Source organism: Cytophagales bacterium (assembly GCA_033344775.1).
Taxonomy (GTDB): domain Bacteria; phylum Bacteroidota; class Bacteroidia; order Cytophagales; family Cyclobacteriaceae; genus JAWPMT01.
In genome coordinates this window covers 448,370-466,897 of the sequence record JAWPMT010000001.1, presented here as the reverse complement: position 1 = coordinate 466,897, position 18,528 = coordinate 448,370, and the positions used below count along the sequence as shown (strand labels likewise).

12 protein-coding genes are annotated in these 18,528 nt (G+C 43.8%); 4 read left to right on the top strand and 8 right to left on the bottom strand.

Annotated features, from left to right (window positions below; genetic code table 11):
- Positions 1–8 precede the first annotated feature (8 nt).
- From R8G66_01950 to R8G66_01920, 7 genes are all read right to left on the bottom strand, one after another.
- Positions 9–635: a hypothetical protein gene (locus R8G66_01950; protein MDW3191088.1), complete on the bottom strand. Its 627-nt coding sequence runs from the start codon at positions 633–635 to the stop codon at positions 9–11.
- Positions 635–1,849 (bottom strand): membrane dipeptidase, encoded by a 1,215-nt coding sequence (locus R8G66_01945; protein ID MDW3191087.1) that lies wholly within the window; start codon positions 1,847–1,849, stop codon positions 635–637. Before R8G66_01945 ends, R8G66_01950 begins: the two co-directional genes overlap by 1 nt.
- Positions 1,850–1,975: 126 nt before the next feature.
- Complete coding sequence (gene pbpC / locus R8G66_01940) at positions 1,976–4,288, bottom strand: penicillin-binding protein 1C (GenBank protein MDW3191086.1); 2,313 nt, start codon at positions 4,286–4,288, stop codon at positions 1,976–1,978.
- Positions 4,289–4,465: 177 nt separating this feature from the next.
- A complete protein-coding gene (locus tag R8G66_01935) occupies positions 4,466–9,976 on the bottom strand; it encodes an MG2 domain-containing protein (protein MDW3191085.1) in 5,511 nt (1,836 codons plus the stop codon).
- A gap of 141 nt (positions 9,977–10,117) precedes the next feature.
- The gene (locus R8G66_01930) at positions 10,118–10,492 is read right to left on the bottom strand and encodes a hypothetical protein (protein MDW3191084.1); all 375 of its coding nucleotides are present in this window, start codon (positions 10,490–10,492) and stop codon (positions 10,118–10,120) included.
- A 116-nt stretch (positions 10,493–10,608) separates the two neighbouring features.
- The gene (locus R8G66_01925; GenBank protein ID MDW3191083.1) at positions 10,609–11,526 is read right to left on the bottom strand and encodes a zinc metalloprotease HtpX; all 918 of its coding nucleotides are present in this window, start codon (positions 11,524–11,526) and stop codon (positions 10,609–10,611) included.
- A 136-nt stretch (positions 11,527–11,662) separates the two neighbouring features.
- Positions 11,663–12,154 carry a hypothetical protein gene (locus R8G66_01920; GenBank protein MDW3191082.1) on the bottom strand — a complete coding sequence of 164 codons (492 nt, stop codon included), beginning with the start codon at positions 12,152–12,154 and terminating at the stop codon, positions 11,663–11,665.
- Positions 12,155–12,354: 200 nt separating this feature from the next.
- Between R8G66_01920 and R8G66_01915 the strand changes: the two genes are divergently transcribed.
- A complete protein-coding gene (locus R8G66_01915; protein MDW3191081.1) occupies positions 12,355–13,548 on the top strand; it encodes a hypothetical protein in 1,194 nt (397 codons plus the stop codon).
- Between the two features lie 133 nt (positions 13,549–13,681).
- Positions 13,682–15,004, top strand: a complete 1,323-nt coding sequence (locus R8G66_01910; GenBank protein ID MDW3191080.1) for a hypothetical protein — start codon at positions 13,682–13,684, stop codon at positions 15,002–15,004.
- A gap of 144 nt (positions 15,005–15,148) precedes the next feature.
- On the opposite strand, the gene R8G66_01905 is transcribed toward R8G66_01910, so the two are convergent.
- Positions 15,149–16,045 (bottom strand): cation diffusion facilitator family transporter, encoded by an 897-nt coding sequence (locus R8G66_01905; protein ID MDW3191079.1) that lies wholly within the window; start codon positions 16,043–16,045, stop codon positions 15,149–15,151.
- A 124-nt stretch (positions 16,046–16,169) separates the two neighbouring features.
- Here R8G66_01905 and R8G66_01900 point away from each other — a divergent pair, with 124 nt between their 5' ends.
- The gene (locus R8G66_01900; protein MDW3191078.1) at positions 16,170–17,072 is read left to right on the top strand and encodes a histone deacetylase; all 903 of its coding nucleotides are present in this window, start codon (positions 16,170–16,172) and stop codon (positions 17,070–17,072) included.
- Positions 17,073–17,193: 121 nt separating this feature from the next.
- On the top strand, positions 17,194–18,468 hold the full coding sequence (locus R8G66_01895; GenBank protein ID MDW3191077.1) for a hypothetical protein: 1,275 nt from the start codon (positions 17,194–17,196) through the stop codon (positions 18,466–18,468).
- The last annotated feature ends 60 nt before the right edge of the window (positions 18,469–18,528 follow it).

Below are 18,528 nucleotides of genomic sequence, written 5' to 3'. Positions count from 1 at the left end.
AAATGAATTTATCCATGGATCAGTCTTTTACGATTGAACCAAATCAATACGCCGATGATCAGAAACAACACGATCACCATTTGATCGACACGCTTGATCCTTGCATTACCTGTTCCCGAATCGTCTATTCGGATCATTGAAACAGTCGCTGGAAGCTCGGCTTTAATGTTCATGAACTCACCTACATCCTCAGCTTGTGTTTCCGCAGGGAATAACAAACTGGTCCCTTCCATCACCTTCATTTGCAGTTGGAAGAAATCCTGATCAGAGGATGAACTTTGCCAGTCACTGAAAAAGATTGGAAGCTCTCCCTTGTATCCGGGTGTTACCTGATAGCTAAGTGTAATAGTCTCCGGTTTTTGTCCGGAAAAGGGGATAGTGACGATACTAAAATCCGACCCAAAATCAATGGATGATATGAAGGAATTGACTTTTAATTGCAGAATGCTACTTCCACTAAAGTTCAGGGCTTTTAGTTGAAGTGTGTCTACCTGATCATCAATCAACGTGAGGTAAGTAGCCTTCACTTCTATGGAAGTTTCAGTCTCTTCGATGAATACCCGTACCCCGTCAAGCTTGATCTGTGCCCAGATAGAGTGGTTTAGCAATAAAAGAATCAAGGCCAATGCTCGCATCAGTACCAAACTTCTCCCAACAATCTCAACGTGTTTTTACCCATGACCTTGGCTATGTCTTCCTCGGAGTAGTTGTGTTTGACGAGCCATCTTACCAGGTTGTAAGAACCTTCTGTTGGATTCTCAAGACCATCAACATAAGGGACAGGTTCAAATTCCAATCCGGGTTTCCCCTGACCTTTAGAGGCTTTCAAGGATAGTGCAGCGGTATAAGCTTTGTGCAAACCGACATGATCACCATACAAAGTATCAGGCCCCAAAGTCACATGATCGATTCCCACCAGATCTTTGATGTATTCGAAATGTTCCATGACCGCATCCAGGTTGTGTTTTCTCTTCGTTGGGGTCAAGGTAGTATGCGGAGCGGCTTCAATGCCGATTACACCCCCTTTATCCGCGCATGCCTTGAGTACATCATCCGGTGCTAATCGATTGGTGTTCCAAAGTTCCTTAGCTCCAATATGACTCAAAATGATCGGTTTTGAACTGTGTTTGATGGTATCAAGCGCGGTTTGATCTCCAGTGTGCGAACAATCAATCAAAAATCCCAATTTATTCATCCGGTCCACGGCCCGTTTGCCAAAAGAAGTTAAGCCTCCATCTCTTTCCTCTTTCAGTCCTGATCCCAAAGCGTTGGATTCACTGTAGGTAATCCCTATGGATCGCAATCCGAATCCATAAAGCAGATCCAGACGATCCAGCTCATTTTCAATCATCATGGCACCTTCCATCACAGCAACCCAGGCCACTTTGCCTTCCTGATGTGCAGTGTGAATGTCTGCCACGTTTTTGCAGTGAATGACGAAATCCTGATGGGCAATATCACACAAGCGCATGCCCAGGTCATGGATCACTTCACTCCATTTCCAGCCCCCTTTGGAATGGATTTGGCAGATACCATCCATGAGGTTATCAAAGACACAGTCCCAATGTCCGTGAGCCAGTCCTTTGAATGCAGTAGCCATTCGGCCTTCTTTGACATAAGCTGGGGTCTGCATGATGTCTTTAGGGAAAGTACCCAGGTGCTCATGCACACTGATCAACACATTTTCACTTAAAATTTTTTTTGCGGTTTCTTCCTGAGAGGCATTCAACTCTACTTTACTGGAAGGAACCCGGTCAATTTCATCGGCTAACTCGAAATAGCGATAATCAACATCCTTTTCTAGGTATTGGAAAGATTCGTATCCAGCGTAGTTTTTGGTCAGGCTCATGGGTATCGTTAAGGTTAGGTTCCCTAATATATGAGAAAAATGATCGCATCGAATCTGCATTGGGATGGATGGTCATATGACCCTATGATGTTCGTCAGGTTCGAGACAGTCTGAGCAGGTCGTAATTCAATTAATCACTTCAAATCTTTGTCTGACTTCTCTTCCGGATTGATCAATTAATGTCAACAGATGTGGTCCTTCTTCTGCCTGGATGCCCATCTGGTGTTGAGAAGACGTGGAGCCCAGGTATTGATCATCGATATGCCAATGGATGGTCGCATTTTTATCCTGATGCGCCGCTTCAAAGATCGCTTGTCCCAATTGTCCATCTTGCTCTTTTGGGATAAACACTTTCGTGAATTGACGTGGATAGATCAGGGCAAAACTTAGGTCTGCACCAGTTTCGGTGCAGTCTGGTGCCATTGGAGGTATTCCTTTATATTTTGGATGATATTTTTTGTAATACCATGCCTGAGTAGGAGGTAGAATGAATTGGTGAACGGTTTCAATTTGGTCCACTGGATAGCAGGAGCTATTGACTTGATAGGTGAGTTCATCGTTCAGGTGCAGGGGTCTGTGATACATGTCGCTCACCGCCATTTCTTTCATTTTCTCCGTCAGCATGACAACTGATGTATTAGGGCAATGTATAGTGGCGATCATGCCACTTTCAGAACAAGTAAGTGTGGGTTGGCCAAATTGGGGAATTTCATAGGATTCAACAGGCAGGATATCGAAAAGGTCGAACAGTATAGGAGCCGCAGCGGTAACCCCTGTAAGCCCTGGACGGCCTTCTCCATCAGCATTGCCTACCCAGACACCTACTAAATGATTTTGATTGAAACCAATGGCCCAGGCATCTCTGAAGCCGTAACTGGTTCCCGTTTTCCAGGAGATGTCTGTCGCCTGATCGAAATATTGCCAACCCAGTTGGTTTTCAGGTCGCCGAAGTTGTCGCATGGCTTCCAGGGTATGTTGAATAGATGCGACCCGAATGGGGCCGTCGGCCAATAAAGATTCTGGTTGTTCATTGACTTTGGATAAATAAGCATTGGGGTGATAATCTGTCGTACTGTATCCCTGACGATAAGGTCTGTCACTGTAACGGTGCAGGGATCGGGCCAAACCCGCATAGACGGAACTGATTTCCCAAAGAGATGTTTCTGCACCACCGAGAATGATGGAAAGGCCATAATGGGAAGCAGGTTGTTGGAAGCTCTTAAATCCCAGTTCCTTCAACTTTTGGTGAAATTTTTCATAGCCATAGTCAATCAAAAGATGGACAAATGGGACATTGAGGCTGGAACTTAAGGCTTCATTGGCCGGTACAGCTCCTCGAAAAGCTTTGTCAAAATTCTTTGGAGCAAACCCTTTGTAGAACAAGGGAACATCGGGCAAAAGTTGTTGAGGCAAAATCAGTCCTTCATCTAATGCGGTGGCATATAAAAAAGGCTTTAATAGACTTCCCGGGCTTCTCTGTGCGGTAATCACATCCACATGTTGACCATGGATGCCGGGATTGTTCGTATTGCCATGATATGCGAGGGCATGACCTGTATTGATATCCAAAATCAATACAGCTGCATTATGGATTTCATTTCCAGCCAGTTTTTGGCTATGTCTGTCCAGGATTTCTCCAGAGTGCAACTGAAGCGAATGATCCAGGGTTGACACCACATTTTGTCCAGCCAATCCATCCTTAGCTACGCGTTGAAGCAGATGAGGTGCCTGATAGGGGATACGTTTCAGACTTTGAGGTAAGGTTTCATGTTTGGACAGAAAGAGCTCGTCTACATCCAGGTAACCACGTTCGTGTAGCTTTTGCAGCAGACGATCACGCTTTCCGATCAATGCCGCATTGTTTTTGCCTGGGAAAATATTGCGAGGATCATTGGGCAATACTGCCAGGGTGGCCATTTCTGCCCAGGAGAGCGAACCAGGGTCCCGACCGTAGTATCGCCAGGACGCGGCATTTAGACCTACAATGTTGGCTCCAAAAGGGGCATGATCTGCATACAGTTTTAGGATTTCCGATTTGGAGTATAGCAGTTCCAGCTTAAAAGAGAGCAGGATTTCTTTGACTTTCTGGAGGTACGTACGCTGTTGATTCCCAAGTGCCATCCGTATAACCTGCATCGTCAATGTACTGCCTCCGCTAATGACTTTGCCGGCTTTTATGTTTTGGGATATAGCACGTGCAATCGAAACCGGATTTACACCCGGATGTTGGTAGAAATATTCATCTTCATAAAGCAATATAGTTTTCTTGAACTTTGCTGGAATGGAATCGGTGGGAGCAAACCGCCATTGTTCATCCGGTGCGATGGACGTAGCTAGTAATTGACCGTCCGATGCACGAAGGACCGTGGCATAAGGTTCATCAAAAACAGGGTTCGGGAGGGGGATCAAAATAAATGCGATCACTAATAGCCAGACCAATATTATTGGTATTTGAATCAGGATTGACCTTTGTCGGTACCATGATATTAGCATTAGGACAATTGACATGAGTCAAAAAAGTCATTCAGGTTCATTGGATTATAAATTTGATCGCATGTTTGACCTGATCAAAAACAAGGTGCAGCCAAAACTGGATGAGCTAGTAAAAGGGGAAGGTTAATCTTCCCCCACAATATTTACCCATTTCCCTTCAGTACTTGCGAATACAGAATTATCATACATCGCTTCTGCAGTAATACCAGGTAGATAATACCGCCCCTGATAGGTCGCATTCAATAATACGGTGAACGTGCCCCGCTTATTGGGTTGTAGATCAAAGTAATGCATCGCGCGATCGTCTCGAATATCGAGGTACTCCACCAACTTGTTGGTCTCCGCTGAGCCATCTAATCTTGTGTTGATGATTTCCCATCCTGATGGAAAGATCTGCGTCAAAGCCAGCTCTTCATACAGCCCTTTTCTTCCGGGGTTACTGACGGTCACCTGCGCTTTGAAATTTGTGCCTTGCTTCAATTCGGACACATCTAAAGCCCTGCCATCCATGTCATAATAGCTGACCGACATATTTAGGTTTCTGCTCTCTGCTTGTTCATTGCCTTCTAATGGGGTACCGGTTCGGATTACTCTGGCGAAAATGGGTGCTTGACCTGAATTTTGTATTTTGATACCGGCTGGTTGTTCCGGGTCCGGGATGGAAACCTGATGAATGAACGCCTGACCTGAAAGTCTCGTGGTTTCACCTGCGACTTCCACCGTGGCTTCGGTTTCGTTGTTCGAACCAAATTCCTGAGCATATTTAGAAATCGCGATCAAAGCGTAAGCAGTTGTTTGCGTCGACAACCATCGGTTGCTTTCACCGAGTTTTTCAGCAATTTTTCTTAAGATCTCGAAAGCCGTTCGATCTTCGCCGATCTTTAGTAAAGTCTCCATGATCATGGCTTGATCCCGAACGACAGACCCAAAGGTATATCTGTAGTAACTTCGATCATCCTGAACTTCTGAAGAAAGCCCTTCCACCAAATTTTTCGCTTGATTGTCAAAGCCAGCTTCGGCATAGGCCAATGCCAGTCGCCATTTCGCAGCAGCTTTCATTGAATTATTGGCTTTCAAGCGATTCATGGCGCCAAGTGCGGGCTGTTCCGCCAACGCTAATCCATACAATCGGTAGGCCTGCGTCAGATCATTGTTGTAATTCGTACTATTGTTGTCCCACGAATCTGAACGTTTCGTTTGGTATTTGATCCAGTCACTAATCATGGCGTCAGGAACCGCATATCCCCGGTTGCGGGCTTCTAGCAAGAAATGACCAGCATAGTTGGATCCCCAATCATTGGGATAGTTGTCTCCCGGCCAGTAGGAAAATCCTCCTGAAGAAGTTTGAAAGGAATTCAGTCGCTTGATCGCAGCCTGAACGTTTCGCTGGATCCGTTTTTTCCTTCCCTCTGATAATTCGGTGAGATCACTCAGGAATAATTGAGCAAAGACCGATGAAGTGGTTTGTTCCACACAACCATGTGGATATTGAATCAGATAACTTAATCGACTTTCCAGGTTCAGCGGTGGGAGCGTACTGATTTCAATGGCCATGGAATTGTTTCCGAGCAAGCCTACTGGTTGATACGAATAGGACCATACATCACTGGCATTCATGGTCTTATCGTCAATGAGTGTTACCTCAGGGTTTCGGGGTTGAACTTGCAATTCTATGTCATACGTAGCCTCAACATCCTCAGATTTTGCGGTTACTGTTACGTATCCAGGTCCTATGGCCTCTTTAGCCTTCAGATCAAAATAGACCACCTGGTCCCCAGCTTTCTGGAAGGTAATTTGCTTGCTGTTACCTCCATCAAGTTCCAAAGCTCCCTTGGTGGTAACGGATATTTGGACATCATTGACATTCTCTGCCAGCGCAAAAACATTCACCGGTAATTTCATGGTTTCGGCAGGACCGGCTACCCTTGGTAAAGTCGCCAATACCATTAATGGTTGTCGGACGGGAGTAGCGACTGAAGTTTTACCGTAAGCGCCATTCTCGGCAGCAACGATCATCGTTTTCACACTACCGATGTATTGAGGAAGTTGTATTTCATGCTTGTTGGTTGCTCCACTTTCCAATTGGAATGGGCCCAGGACTTTCACTACAGGTTTGAACCGATTGGCTTCAGTTTGATCCTGTGAGCCGAGAGAGCCATCTCCTCCGACTGCCAGCAGGTGCTGCATTTCTCCGGCAGCGGCTCCAATTACCTGATCATAAAGGTCCCAGGTTTTGATGCCCAGTGCCTCCCGTGCATAAAAGGTATTCCATGGATCGGGAGTTTTAAAGTTGGTGATGTCGAGAAGGCCTTCATCCACGATGGCGACGGTATAGCCCATAGACTTGCCGGATGCTTCCGAAACTTCTAAGGTAAAGGCTTGTTCGGGCCGCAATTCCGAGGGTAACGTGGCTACAGGTTCCAACACGGTAGCCGGATCGACGACCTTGATAGATTGAACACCATAGAGTCTAATGGGGAGGTCATTGACTGTTTGTCCATGTGGTTGGATCATTGTCAGATGCGCATACACATTGGGAGACATTTCCGCTGTGGCTTCAAAAGAGAAATTTGTGTTGCCGTCTTCACCTTCTACCCAGAACGTTTCCAGTACTTCACTGCCTGTTTCCAGACTGACCAGGGTCCGTGTGCCGGAGGTTGTGGGAATGGAGATTGAAATATCTTCACCTACTTCGTAGTTTTCTTTTTCCACTTCGAAATCTAGCATGCTGGCCCCTTCCAGTCCATCACCGCGATTGCCATACCAACTCATGTAGATCACCTGACCCGCAGAGTGTCCCGATCTAGGATCACGTACCACCATGTAGTGTCTACCCCAATCCAGTTCATCGGGATCCAGGATCCATTGGCCTCGTCCATTTTTCGTATCAAGTCTGGTCTTCGTTAATTGGATACGGTTGGATCGTCTGAGATAGTTGGAGATATTATCCGAAGACCGGTCCCACCACCAACGCCAGCCAACTTTGTACATGGTCACTTCCAGGCCTGATCGGTCCACCGGATTTCCATTTGCGTCTACTGTGGCAATCTCGATGGTGTGTTTGTCCTGTCTCGAAAGGAAGTTCCTGCGATCGCCTTCTGGAGCTTTGATCCCTACAAAGGAATTATAAGGATAGTAGGGGATACTGGCACTACTCACGCTGAAGTCGCCGCCTTCTTCATAGACTTTTCCATAGAAATTAGCCCGGAGTGCTCCCGGAGCTTCGTCGTTTGATCCTAGATTAAAATCGACCCGGGCATATCCGTTTTGATCTACTCTCCCTTCATATGCCAGTTCTCTTTGACTGTAGAAGTTTTTGGATTGATCATCGAAATTGAAATTCGGGAAATCCTTGAACCTGGTTTTGATTGGTACCAACTTCAATTCATATTCTGCTTGTAAGTTGCGAGCAGTTGCCCCTGTCAGCCATCGCACGTTGAGATCAGCAGAAGGGTTGTTATCTGAAGCGGTGAAAACTTCTTTATCAAAGGTAAGATCAACCTTCAACCGATTGGGCTTGATCGTTTCCACTTTTACGGTTTTACTGAAAGTAGCACCCCCGACTTTGGCTTTGGCCAGCCAATTTCCTGTAGGCGCATCCTTATCCGTCACGAAATCGAATCGGTACATTCCGCTAACGGACTGGCTACTGACTTTGCGTTGCACAAGCTGACCATTGGGATTACTGAGCTCAAGAATGACCGGATGATCTTCTGGCAAGGTAGCTGCTACATCTTCAAGAATAAAGCCCAGATGAATGGTATCGGAAGGTCGCCAGACGCCTCTTTCTCCATACATGAAACCTTTCAGGCCGTTTTGGATCCGTGATCCCGAAACATCAAAATTGCTAAGGGACAGGGCAGAACCATCATCCAATCTCAGGTATCCTTTCTGATTGTCGTTTTCAGCAACCAATAAATAGGGGGATTCGTCGGTTTCGATAATTGCTACTCCTTCGCCATCGGTTTGGGCAGTTGCAATCAGTTGTTGTTGATAATTGTAGACCTTAATGACTGAACCGGAAATACCAGCAGTAGTGATCAAATCATTCGCAAATACGTGTAATTTTCCCTCATCTCTTCTTTTGGCGATCAGTCCAATATTTGATGCGAAAAGTATTTTTTGAACGCTCCGGTAATTACCGAAATAGGAATCTGTACACGGATCATCACGATCACTCCAGTAGTAATTTCGACCATAGTAGGAATCATAATAATCCCAGTCAGGGACATCTTCCGAATCATTAATGGTACTACTTTCTGCTGCTTCCCCTTCTTCCGAGCTACAGAAATACAGGGAATGATGCTTTTTGAAACCAATTCTTACCTGATAGATCTCTCCCGGTTGCGTATTGATGATCTGATCCAGGTCCAGTGTAAATCTGTTCCATGTATTGAGGTTGGTCACACCGGAGGAATTGAGCGGAATGGTTTTTCTGATGATGGGCTTGGCCACCCGATTGAGTTGATAATCACCATTGAGCTGGTTGACCTGAAAGTATTGCAGAATGTTGCTTTCAAAAATCCTGATCACTGATACTTCTACGGAATTCAATCCCACCGCTTCGAAAGGTAGGGTGAGGTTATCATTATTAGGAAGGATCGATTTGGAGCTGGTATCTACCAACCGAACTTCAGGTTTGACTTGTGCAAAAACAAGAGTCGCTCGATAGTCTTCTTTGAGTTCATAGCCACCGATGTTTTTGACCGATTCATTGATTGTCAAGGTCAATTGCTGACCGATGTTGCCCTTCGGGTATATTTTCAACTCGTTCAGGTTGATGACCAATCGGGGACTTCCGGTCGCGCCAACAAGACTGATCAATCCCTGTAAGTTTTGTCGGGAATCCAGTGGATCAGAAAACAGTACTGAAATGTATTTTTCAGCGCCATCTACTACTTTACTTGATACGACCTTATAGTTGTCTAGCGAAGGCACTTCAACGCTCAATGATTCGTTTCTATCTACCCCAATGGCTCCACCAATGAATTGCAATTCGACCTGGCTTTCTTTCTTTGACTTGGTGATATCTTCGATGATGAAAGCATACGTATTGTCTTTTCCAGTATTCTCCCAGGAGATGTTCTTACTAATTCCATCCTGATTGGCCCCAAGCATTTTCTGTACGGCTTCATAGGAGACATAGTCTGCTGTTTGGATCTGTCCCTCGACTTTTACACGGGTGAGGTCTTTCGCATCGTACAGGACCAGACCGAACACCGAAGTTTCGTAATTCTGAACGAGTGTTTGAAACACAAACCTAAATTCACGTTTATCCTTATCAATGTCGGGAATTACCTTATCAAGTTTCGCCGTTACTTCATAAGATTGTCCATTGGGTAGCGCATTCGTTGGCTTGAAAACGATGGTGTTGTTGGCTCCCCAAACTGCCGATCCATCAATGGAGGGGGAGAAGGAAAAGAATCCGGGAACTTCTGTTCCGATCAGGGAGTCTGCAGTTGTTCCGGTAAGCTTTACCCGAATATCACCTTGCGATGAAATCACATTTCCAGTGAAGGAACTGACATAGTCGATGAATTGGTTTTTTGGACTTGAAAAGCCATCAGAGTCGTTTTTGCTTCCTCCACATGCGATCAGCAGGAGGAACGGCAATACTTTAAAAATGCGTGACATGGTGGTCGAAAATCGGTTAAGTTGATACGAGCTGTTAAGTGTTCACAAGATAGCAAAATCTACATGAAAATATGACGCTGAATTTGAAAAATGTCTTGATATTCTCGTTGTGATCCAGTGGGGGTCTTGCTAGCCCATCGCTTAGGCTTTTATGCACCAGATAAAAGGACCAGTCTGTTCTTTCAGGTTCATCACAAGCGCCGAAACCGTCGGTTTTTCTGGATAGAATTGTCTTTTCCCCGGTAAAGGCTGAACAGGAAGTACTGCGCAGATGGAAATTCCTGAATACCGGTAAACTTCATAAGCTTCTTGTAATCCCTTAACATAATCCGGACACGCTTCATGCTTTTTGAACAGGACTTTAAGGGATTCTGCATTTTCATGCTCATAGTTTTCTGATACTCCCAAATCATGACCTTTTAAATAACCTTGTTCGTAGGTGAGTTCACATTGGGCATGAAGGTGAGAGATGGAGAAAATTGATATTGCGATCAATAAAAAGTAGCGTTGTTTCATTGTTTCGTTGATTTGGTGTGAAGCTACTCAATTTTTTCTACTCTACCGGGTTGTGATTAAAAAAGCCTTCAGTGGGCCCGATACTTCTTCCTGCAAGTCTTTAAAATCATATGATGCTATTGCATAAGGTAATTACCGTTACCCCAGTAGTAGTTCCGATGTATCCTGGGTTGAGAAACGTGCTTCTGATTGGATTTTCCTGCTAACGACCGCAATTTTGAAATGCGTTTTTGTGTGTCAGGATGTGAACGTAACCATTCATCGGAAGAGTGAGTGACGGCTGGTTTCCAAAACCTGGTCCACCAGGACGTGCTTAGATTTTCAATTTGGTGCAAAGCAGATGCCAGTCCCATGGGGTCTTGTGTGATCATGGCCGCATCGTGATCCGCCAGGTATTCCATGCTTCGGGAAAGCCCCAATTGTAACAAAATGTTCAAAGCAGGGGAGAAGACCAGTAAAAGTATGGCACCTAAAGACAAAGTTTCTATGCCTAGAAGCATCATTGGAATTGTGAACAGCAGTAAGATCCGGCCGATCCATGAAAGTGTGTTAGTCAAATTCCCAAAACTGCTGGCTAATCCCTTGATCAAAAGGTCATTGTTTTTGATATGACTGATTTCGTGGGCAAGTACACCGCTTAATTCCCTTTCATTGAGCACGTTAACTAAACCCGAAGTAATGCCAATCACGGGTCGCTCTTTCGATCCCAAAGCAAAAGCATTGGGAACCTGATTGGGAACCAAATAAATGTCTGGTGAATATTGTAATCCGGCCCGGCGGGCCAGAGCATTTACCAACTGGTACAATTTCACTTGATAATACCGATCCAGTTTACGTGCCTTTTGCCATCGAAGGATTCGTTCAGGAGACATGTTCAAAGAGATGGAGGTAATCATTGCTCCGACACCTAGCAGGAGTAATGAAAGTGTCCATCCAAGCCATAGACTTCCAATAAAAGCAGCTAAGACAAATGCCCCAATTAGTAGAAAATACTTTTGAATTGAATTTTGAAACCGAACTTCTGACCGACTCATAGCATCCTCCTTTTTGTGAAAGAAGCTCAAAAGAAATGCCATGGCTGGTATTCGGAAATTTTGTCAGATTTTAAGGAGAAACAGTCTGGAAAAGAGACATTTTGTCTGGATTTGTTGGGTTTTTATGCTGAAATCACTACATGTCCGCTTTAGAAGCAACCGGCCGATAGACCCAAATTCGGCCACTTGTCATTCTTGATAGTTTTAAATTACTCACGCCTACTTTCTTTCCCCAGGCACCCGTATTTTGATGTGCAATCTCGTAATCACCAGGCCCGTTGACCTCATAAACAATCGCCGTATGCTTTATCATGGACGATTGGTGATAGGTATTACCCTCTCGCCATTTCATTCGCACATTTTTAAATTGAATCATGTCCCCTGGTAAGATCTCGTCGTTTTTGGGATTCAATTCTCTGCCATAAATCGTCACCGTCTTTTTGGAACTTCTGTCAAAGTACGCATTGGAGTAAGCCAAAGCGCCAGCTGCCAGGTCCCAACATTCACCACGTCCGACTTTTTGTCGCATGTTCTTGTTCACATATTCAATGACTTTCTTGTTGAGTTCCGGCAATTCAGCAGGAGTGAGGCTCACAAAAACAAACAAAGTGGCAAACAGAGATTTCATGTGTTTTTTCTTGAATTAAACGTGAGGCGGATAGAAAGGATGTCTGAATACATCAAGTTCCATATATCGAAGTTATGACTTAATTCAAGTAAAGCCATTAAGACTTTACTGATTGCTGGAGGAATAGATTTATGCTAATTCCAACTTTTCTATAACTTTACGGTCAAACAAGCTAACTACAAAACCATACTCAAAACGGCATGAATAAGCTAATTTTAATGATTTCATTGGCTCTATTGAGTTATACAACATATGGTCAATGGAGTAATCCTCAAAGCGGCAAAGTAACAACTACAGATAATGTAGGTATTGGCACAATATCACCGAGTAGTAAACTGGATGTTAGAGGAGCAACAAGGTTTGATGGGGCTAATAATGGATCCACAGGAATTGGTGATGGATACACTCATTTACCACATTCAAACGGAAATAACTATATACGAGGTAATACATACATAGGCACTAGTGGAGAAATACAATTATCTGCAGCAACGAAAACTTCAATAATGGGAGGCAATGTAGGTATTGGTACAACAACCCCAAGTGCTAAATTGCATATTCAATCCACAGGGATAAGCGCCTTGATCGGATCTGATGTAAGTTCATCTTCTCGGACTAATGCCACAAGAAAATTTGGGAGGATTGGAGCACCTCATTATTTCAACTCGGAGGAACCAATGGCTGGATTTGTTTTTGATTCAGATGGTAGTGGAAATATGATTTGGATTGGAGGAGGTACAAATCAATTTAACACAGCAACTGAAATCAGGTTTGCAACAGCATCATCTCATGTTAATCAAGGCTCAAACAACTTTGATAATGTGAGGATGGTCATCAATTCCTCAGGAAATATTGGAATTGGAACGGATAATATTCCAACACGATTGACATTAGCAAGTGATCAAACGAAGATTCTAACTTTTAATAGAACCGGGAACTTGAAAAACGCACATATAGGATATGGAACAGTAAATGAAGGTGGGCTTTACTTAGGCACTGACGATAGTCAGTATTCACTATGGGTACAACAGAATGGGAATGTTGGGATTGGAACGTACGAGCCAACCCAAAAACTCTCTGTGGCAGGCACCATCAATGCGGATGAATTAATTCTGGAAGATGTAAGTGGGGCGGATTTCGTATTTGAGGAAGATTATGACCTTCGATCATTGGAAGAAACGGAAAAATTCATCCAGACCAATCAGCACCTGCCTGAAATCCCTTCTGCTGCTGAAATGGCGGAAGAAGGACTAGAAATCAAAGTAATGAATATCCTGCTGCTCCAGAAGGTTGAGGAATTGACCCTGCATCTTATTGAGCAGAATAAGCGAATGAACCAATTGGAGGAAAAAAACGCAGAATTGGAGAAAGAAATTTCTGCCCTTAAAAATTAAAAGACCAATACAATCATAAAGCTGTTTGCTTATAGAATACCACTCGAAATTTCAGTAGTTCTGGTATTGAGGGTGTATCCGCATTTTAATTTTTCTTTAACATCAATTTCAGAACTTCAAAACACTTAGAAAGATGAAAAAAATCCTTTTATCCCTAATGGCATGGATTTCCGTAGTAGTGACCTACGCTCAAAATCCAATTTCGTATAACCCTAACAATAATAACGCAAGTGTTTCACTTAGTTGGAAGGATGATATTCCTAGAATTAGATATGGAGGAAGTGGTCTCGGAGCTTCATCTGGATTTCGAATTCAAGGTCCCGGGGACTTAACGAAGTTTACTGTAAATCATAACGGTTTCGTTGGGATAGGAACCACAAACCCACAACAAGAATTACACATCAGCGGAACTAATTCCTATTTAAGAATTGATGGTACGTTAAATTCCGGACTGGAGTTCTATGAAAATGCCAGTAGACGTTGGATCATTGATAATCTGGTGGCTGACGACAGATTAAGATTCTATGCGAACTCAGGAGGTGAAGTGCTCTCAATATTGCAAAGTGGAAATGTAGGTATAGGAACTACTTCTCCTACGGAAACCTTGGAAATATTTCATTCCAGCACAACTCCGGGAGTAATTGCTTTAAAAAGTACTAGAAATGATGCCGGACATGTAGATGTTGGAAGAATCAGCGCAAAGCAATATTCGACCGAAGTAGCAAGAATTGGAATGCCGAGAGCCGCTGGTACTAATACTGGCTACCTCACTTTCTGGACAAAAAATGATAATAATGCCTCATTAACAGAAAAGGTAAGGATTTCGGCAGATGGAAATATGGGTATAGGAACTACCTCTCCATCAGAAAGACTAGAAATATTTCATTCCATCACCACCCCTGGAGTGATATCATTAAAAAGTATTAGAAATGATGCTGGTCATGTAGATGTTGGAAGAATCAGCGCAAAACAAGATGCGACCGAAGTAGCAAGAATTGGTTTGCCTAGAGCCGGAGGAACGTATACTGGCTACGTTACCTTCTGGACAAAAAATAATAATAACGCCTCGTTGACAGAAAAGGTGAGAATTACAGCGGAAGGAAATATGGGAATTGGATCCACCTCTCCGACTGAGAAATTAACCGTCGATGGTAAAATCAATGCCGAAGAGATCATCCTGGAAGATATTGACCCCAATAGTGTGCCAGATTTCGTATTTGAGGAAGATTATGACCTTCGATCTTTAGAAGAAACAGAAAAATTCATAAAGGCCAATAAACACCTTCCTGAAATCCCATCCGCCACTGAGATTGCAGAAGAAGGGCTGGAACTCAAGAAGATGAATATCCTTCTACTCCAGAAGGTGGAGGAATTGACACTTCATCTCATCGAGCAGAACAAGCGAATTCAATCACAACAGGATGAAATCGAAGCTTTGAAAGCAAAGATTGATTAACTGGAAAATGATATATACATAGCCAATCGTAAAATGATTATGTATCATATCCGCGAGGAACAGTGATGCATAATTGTTTTATTTGGGCTTTAGTGATAATCTCAATGAGAAAGCTCCTTCTATTATTCATTAAGTGACTAATAATTACTCCGTACAATTCTTATTGAGGCAATCTTCCCCTTCATTCTCAAACTCGACGGTGACATGATCGATGGATTCATGGGCTAGTTTTTCCTGGATCTGTTTCTTGAGGGGTTGCAATTCTGAAAGCCGATAGTCCTCCTTAATTTGCAGGTGCACAGTCAAAATATGGTATTCTCCGTCCATTGACCATACATGGCAATCATGAACGTCGCATACTTCTGAGATTTCTCCGAGTCGTTTATGAATGTTTTCAATAGAAATGTCTTGTGGAGCTCCCTGCAGGACGATCACCAAACTCTCTTTCAGGTTACGGTAAACATTGAAAAGGATGTAGGCAGAAATCAGGATCGATAAGAACGGATCAATCCATAGGGCATCTACGAAGATCATTACAATGCTACCAATCAATACGGCTGTCCAGCCTAGTACATCCTCCAGTAGATGAAGTGAAACTACCCGCTCATTCATGGAGTCACCGTTTTTTAGCCGGAGTACAGCCGCTCCATTGACAAGAATGCCAAGAATGGAAAGCAACATCATTCCCTGTGCATTGACGGGTTCAGGGCCCCAGAGCTCAGGGATGGCTTTGATAAGGATAAAGATGGACCCGACTACCAAAACGATCGAGTTGATGATGGCCCCAAGGATGGAGAATCGTGCGAAGCCATATGAAAACTTCCTGGTGCTGCCTTTGTTCGAAAGCTCCTGAAAGTACCACGAAAGTCCCAGACTTAGACTGTCGCCAAGATCGTGCAGCGCATCGGAAAGAATGGCGAGACTATTGGTCATTAAACCACCAATGATCTCAATAATCGTGAAACCCAGGTTTAGAAAGAAGGCAACTTTCAGATTCCCGGTCTCATGATGATGGTGGTGATGATGATGTCCATGTCCCATTCGCCCGCTAATATAGGAGCCACGTGAACACCGACACGGCACTTACACCTGAAAATGTTTGATGATTGAAATAATTCATGAGAAATTGATGAAACCATCTAGCGTCTCTTTGGGTTCTTATCTCGTGCTGAAAATCGCCTGGGCTCCCATTTATAACCATCCACTTCCCGAAGGCCATCGCTTTCCGATGGAAAAGTATGAATTGCTTCCCAGGCAATTAGTTCATGAGGGTGTTGTTGATGAATCAGCTTTCTTTTCACCAAGAAAGCTAGAGGAGTTCGAAATCCTGAAGGTACATGAATATACCTATTGGCGAAAACTTCTGACCCTTGACCTGACCCGTCAAGAAGAGCGCAGAAGTGGGTTCCCGATCTCTCAACAGCTGGTGGAGCGCGAAATTACCATTAACGGAGGGACCCTGCAATGTGCGGAATATGCCCTGGAATGGGGGGTGGCGATGAACATCGCAGGAGGTACCCATCATGCGTATGCGGATCGCGCCGAAGGTTTTTGCCTGCTCAACGACATTGCGATTGCGGCAAGACATCTAATTGATAATCAGCTTGCTAAGCAAGTGTTGGTAGTTGATCTGGACGTACATCAGGGAAACGGGACGGCCCGTATTTTCCAGGATGATCCCAGGGTTTTTACCTTTAGTATGCACGGGGCTCATAATTATCCCTTGAAAAAAGAACTTTCTGATCTGGACATTCCGCTGAATGATGGAATCAAAGATGATGAGTATCTGTCTTTATTGCGCCAAACACTAGGTGACTTGATTGATCGTGTGAAGCCAGACTTCATTTTCTATCAATCAGGTGTAGATATCCTTGCATCGGACAAACTGGGTCGACTTGGGGTGTCGCCGGAAGGATGTGCCGAGCGTGATTTGATGGTCTTTGAGAAAATGTATGAATACGGCTTGCCGGTCGTAGCTGCCATGGGGGGTGGGTATTCCAAAGACATCAAAGTGATTCTGGATGCTCATGCCAATACATACAGGGCGGCCGTACAGATGTATTTTTAGATGATTGAAGTGATAGAGCTGACAAAAATCAGTTTAAGTATTGACAACCTGCATCTCACATGACATAGGCTCAACGGATTTTTGAGGAATCGATTTCGTAAATCAAATCCTTATGACGTGCATGAGTAACCAGGTTGTTTTAGTAGAACTGAATTACGAAGTAACACCAATTCGTATTCGAGAATGCTTGTCTTCAAAAAAGGAGGAAGTGGTCAACTGCTTCAAACCAATAGGGAAGATATTTGTCATGGCGACCTGTCATCGATTCACCTTTCTGACCTTAAATATTGTTGAGGAATCATTGATCCAATCTTTGAAAGACCTGGTTCCTGAATTAAAAAGAAAACACCTGTTACTGCTCAATGGAGAACAGGCGGTAAGTCACTGGTATGCTACAATTTGTGGACTAAATTCCAGAACGATTGGAGAACACGAAGTGCTTGGACAGGTGAGGAATGCGTTTACGAAATCTGAACAATTGGGTCCGGAGTTGAATGAGTTGGTGAAGCGTGCCATTCATGTGGGAAAACGAGCCAGAACTGAGACAGGGATCGGAAGATATGCAACCTCTCTGACTTCAATTACTCGTGATCGCATACAGGCGCGTTATCCCAAAACAAACGAACTACGTGTGATGATTTTTGGTACGGGTGAATTGTCCCGGTTGATCTTGCAAATGTTAAGAGGTTTGCGCGTGAACCAAATCTTAGTGGTAAGTAAAGAATTGACCAGAGCGGAGGGCGTTTGCACAGAAAGTAACATGGAGGCCGTTCCGTTGACGGAAGCAAGTCAATACTTCGATCAGGTGGAAGTCGTGATTGGAGCGACCTGGACCGATCAGTATCTGTTGATGGAACAAGATTTATCCAATACAGCTATCCAACTGTTAATCGATCTGGGTATGCCTCGGAACTTTGATCCCATAATAAATAAAAGTGCGACCGTCCAACTATTTGACCTCAATACACTCAATGAAACAGTCGCTGCTGCAAAAAGAAAGCGGAACGAGGAAGTAGTTCATGTCGAAAAAATCATCCATCAAGAAGTCAAAGACTATTTCAACTGGTTGAATTTTAGGATGTTAATCCCTGAGGTTCAGAGTTTGAGAGCTGAGATAGACGCACTCTTTGATCGATGTTGTTTAAAAGTCTATGAAGAACTATTCTACCTTGATGCACAAGAAAAAAGGCAATTGGTCTATCGTTTAAGAGGCTTGGCGCAGCAGCATTTTTCAAGGATTATTGACGTTTTGAAAAGCGACCTTCCGGCACTGCAAAAAGCGACTTCTAAACTTGAAATTCTTCATGCTCTGTATGATGAAGTAGAAGATGTCTGGCAGGGATACTTAACCTACGATGAAAATGATTTGAATCTTTTTGAACTAATGTCCCGATAAATTATTAGTCTGATAATGAATTGTATATTATTGAGGTAAAATATTAATTTTTTTACCTAC